Consider the following 1315-nt stretch of genomic DNA (forward strand, 5'->3'; position numbering starts at 1 on the left):
ACATTCTCAAAGTTTAAGGCACGCTCACTTCGGCGTTTAACCGCGCAGATAAACTGCGCTTACGCCTCCGTAGCGAACGTCTGCTCACGCAGCCGCCAGAGCAATTTCAAAGTGAAATTGCTCTAAAAGAAGAAAAACCACTGGTCAACCACGGCCACCATAGGCATGGCAAAGAGCAGGCTGTCTGCCCTGTCCAGCACGCCGCCGTGTCCCGGCAGCAGATGGCCGGAGTCCTTTACGTTGACCGAACGCTTGAGGGCCGACTCGAACAGGTCGCCCACCTGGGCAAAGGCGTTGACGGCAATGCCCAGCAGGGCAAAGGACAACCAGCCCGTCTTGCCGTAAAGCTCGCCGTAAATGGCGCAAAAAATCACGCAGGCCACCAGGCTGCCCACGGCGCCTTCAGAGCTTTTTTTGGGGCTGACGCGGGGCCACAGCTTGTGATGTCCGAAGCGCGTACCCACAAAATAGGCGGCAGTATCGGAAATAGCCACGGCGGCAATGACGAAGATGAGCTTGGTGGTGGAAAGATAGGTGGCCGGCAGGAGCAGCAGAGGCACATAGGCCAGTCCGGCCATGAAAATGCCGCTGGAAACAAAGGCGTTGTCTTCCTCAACAACGTCCCAGCGGAAAAGAAAGCTCATGGCCGAAAGAACAAAACCCGCGCCGAGGCACACCAGGGCGTCCTGCGGGCGGTTCATCCAGGTGAGGCAAAGCATGCCCCAGCCCAGGGCGATGGCGCACACGCGGCTGGGAATACGGTCCCCGGGACCCCAGAAAAGAGAATAGAATTCCCACAGCCCCAGGGCCGATACCAGCAGAATGACAAACAGCAGGGGCCAGCCCCGCAGCCAGAGCACCAGCAACAGCACTGCGGCCAGCAATACGCCGGTTATGATGCGGCGGATGTCGATGGGATTGGCGGTGGGTTCAATGGGCATCTATTTGCTCCTGTGTTTTGCCAAAGCGGCGCGACCGCGCGGCGTAAGCTTCCAGTGCCAGGCGCAACTGCGCGGCGTCAAAATCGGGCCATGCCACCTGGGTAAAGTACAGTTCACTGTAAGCGCACTGGTACAGCAGGTAATTGCTCAGGCGCTGCTCGCCGCTGGTACGGATGAGCAGGTCCGGGTCGGGCTGACCTGCGGTATAAAGGCGCTGTGCCAGGCTTTCTTCAGTGATGTCTTCGGGCCGTGCGCCGTCATGCAGAAAAGATTGCATGGCGCGCACCAGCTCGGCCCGCGAGCCATAGTTGAGAGCCAGGTTCAAAACCATATGCGCGCCGTCGGCCGTGCGCTTTATGGCGTGGCGCAGGGCC

Annotated in this window: 2 protein-coding genes; both read right to left on the reverse strand. The window is 59.7% G+C overall.

All coding sequences use genetic code 11. From position 1 onward, the window contains the following. Positions 1-122: 122 nt before the first annotated feature. A complete protein-coding gene (locus V6C16_RS13470) occupies positions 123-941 on the reverse strand; it encodes a phosphatidate cytidylyltransferase (RefSeq protein WP_333534289.1) in 819 nt (272 codons plus the stop codon). Next, a partial coding sequence (gene uppS / locus V6C16_RS13475) for a polyprenyl diphosphate synthase (RefSeq protein ID WP_333543464.1) occupies positions 931-1315 on the reverse strand: 385 nt, incomplete at its 5' end. The genes V6C16_RS13470 and uppS, both read right to left, overlap by 11 nt.

The organism is Desulfovibrio sp. 1188_IL3213 (assembly GCF_036763145.1).
In the GTDB taxonomy this organism is placed as follows: domain Bacteria; phylum Desulfobacterota; class Desulfovibrionia; order Desulfovibrionales; family Desulfovibrionaceae; genus Desulfovibrio.